The organism is Methylocaldum sp., from assembly GCF_039794385.1.
Classification (GTDB): Bacteria; Pseudomonadota; Gammaproteobacteria; order Methylococcales; family Methylococcaceae; genus Methylocaldum.
Window position 1 is genome coordinate 1 of record NZ_JBDIVO010000503.1, and the last position, 2,597, is coordinate 2,597.

Consider the following 2,597-nt stretch of genomic DNA (forward strand, 5'->3'; position numbering starts at 1 on the left):
AGCACTATGGCAACCGGAAAAAAACTCAGTCTCTCGATCCTGCTGAAAACCATCGATCAGGCCACCGGCCCGATCAAGAAGCTCAACGGCCAATTGCAGGCGATGAACGCGCCCGTCAAGCGGCTATCGTTCGAAATGGACAAATTCGCGCGGCTCTCGGGCTTGTCGGCCGTGAAAACGGGCCTGGCCGATGTCGGCCGCGAGGCGACGTCACTCGGCGCAAAGCTTGGGGCGCTCGGCATCGGGGCGGGATTCTTGTTCAAGAAGGCTTTTGTCGACCCGGCCGCCGAGTTCGAGCGGTTCCAATCCGTCCTGGAGCAGCTGGAGGGTAGCAGCGCGAAGGCTCGGGAATCCATGAAGTGGGTCTCCAATTTCGCGGCGGAAACGCCGTTTTCCCTCGGCGAGGTGACCGATTCCTTCGTCAAAATGCGGGCCTACGGACTCGACCCGACCAACGGCCTGCTGCGGACGCTGGGCGATACCGGCGCCGCGATGGGCAAGCCCGTCATGCAGGCGGTCGAAGCCGTGGCCGATGCCATGACCGGAGAGAATGAGCGGCTAAAGGAGTTCGGGATCCGGGCGAGTACCGTCGGCAAGAAGATCGTCTACGAGTACACCGTCAACGGCCAGACCATGCGGAAGTCGGCCGACAAGAACAACCGCGCCGCGATCGTCGGCACCCTCGAATCCATTTGGAATTCAAAATACGGGGGCGCGATGGCCAAGCAGCAAAAGAACTGGACGTTCATGTGGCAGGCGATCGGGGACCAATGGGACCGCTTCAAGCTGAACGTCATGAACTCAGGGCTGTTCGACTGGATGAAGGGCAAGCTGTCCGATCTGCTCGAACGCATCAACCGCATGGCGGCCGATGGCAGCCTGGAGGCCTGGGCGAAGCAGACCGGCACCGCGATTCAGGACTTCCTTGAGGAAGCATTGCGCGGAATCCGTGCGGTCGGGCGATCCATCGGCACCTTGGCGGGAAACGTCGGCGGCTGGTCCAATCTGATCAAGCTCGGATTTTTGGGGATAGCGGCGACCATCACCGGGCCATTGATCGCTGCCGTGTTCAAGCTCACGGCAGCGCTGTCGCTCAATCCCTTCATGGCGCTATTAACCGCCGGCACCATCGCCGTAGCCATACTGACGGGCTTATGGAACCCGCTCGAAACGCTATGGCCGGAGCAATGGGAGCGAATCACCAACTCGATCGGGCTCAAGATCGATAGCCTGATCGAGTCCATCTTGCGGAAGGTACGGGTGCTCGGGCCGCTCCTGCCGAATTCCTTCCTGGCGTGGAGCGCTCGCGAGCTGGCGGACATCGACCGACGTCGCACACTGTTGACGCAACCCCTGTCGCCACAACTCAAAGCGTTGACGGCTCCGGCATCCGGGCTTTCCGGATCGGGCGGAAATGTTGTTCCCTTCCCGCAAGAGAGAGTCGCTACACCGTCACCGTTCACGGGGCGGGGCGGATCTGCATCGGTGGACCGCATCGTGGCGGAAGCGCTGCGGTCCATGAGCGAAAAAGAGGCGAAAATCGGAATCAAGATCGATGGCTCCGTGCCGGCGCGAGTCAACCAGATGTCCAGCAAGGGCCTGCAAGTCGATGTTGATTCCGGCTTGATGGGCGCGGCTTGGTAGCGTATCATCGCCTTAGCCTGCTCAGCGGCATCGTAGTTGAGACTAGTTGCACCAGAAGAACCCCGGCAGCCTTGGGCTCGACCGGGGTTTTTTATGCCTGCCGTTTCCGTCCCGATTCAGCATTTCGGCGGCGAAGGTCGCGCATTGGGTTCAAGATCGGAAAATTTTCCGATCTATCAGGCCGTCCGCGCGCGCGAAGGTCGCACCAGTTTAAGGTGCGTCGGCTTCGGTTTTCGTCCAGGCCGTCCGCGCGCGCGAAGGTCGCACGTCTATTACCGGTCGGAAAATTTTCCGACCGGTAGGCCGTCCGCGCAATTTTCACCTCGTAAGCATTCACCGTGCCAGCGCGGTCAAACCACATAGATTAGTATGGAATGACATTTGCCGTGGAGCTGAACGGCGTTATTTGAAAGAATCGCGCCAATCGATAAGCCGCGCCAATCCTGGCTGCGAGATTGGCACGGGGAATGTATAGTGGAAAATGGCATGGAAGCCACCACGCACCCGAACCGCACGAAATACCGGCATCCGTCCGAGATCGCCGATTGGGACGGCCTACCCGGTTGCAGCCTGCCGATTCTGTTCTAAGCTGAACATTACCGCTCAACTCCTTTTGGTTAGTTGAGAAGCAGGCGGCAACTCGGCCGGGTAGGCTTGGCCGGGTTTTTTATTGATCATCGCGCCCAACTTGCAAACATTCTTGCAAACAAACTGCCGATTAATACCAAAAATTTAACGGTACAAAACAGTATTTGGTTTTACTGAAACCGGCGCAGAATGGTACACTTACGCCCAGTTTGGGACTGAGGAGAAGCGAAGAGAAGGACTTGAAAACCGTTGACGGTTGATCCCGTCCGGGGGTTCGAATCCCTCCCTCTCCGCCATATTCTAAGGTAAGCGCTCTAGTCCAGTTTTAGCCATTGACGTTATGATCGGCATTCTCCTGGTAGATG

General features: G+C 58.5%; 1 protein-coding gene. It reads left to right on the plus strand.

Translation table 11 applies throughout. The annotated features are described in order from the left end of the window. Positions 1-1,644: tape measure protein (locus ABJK70_RS23385; RefSeq protein ID WP_347259297.1), on the plus strand; the 1,644-nt coding region annotated here is incomplete at its 5' end. Between the last annotated feature and the right edge of the window lie 953 nt (positions 1,645-2,597).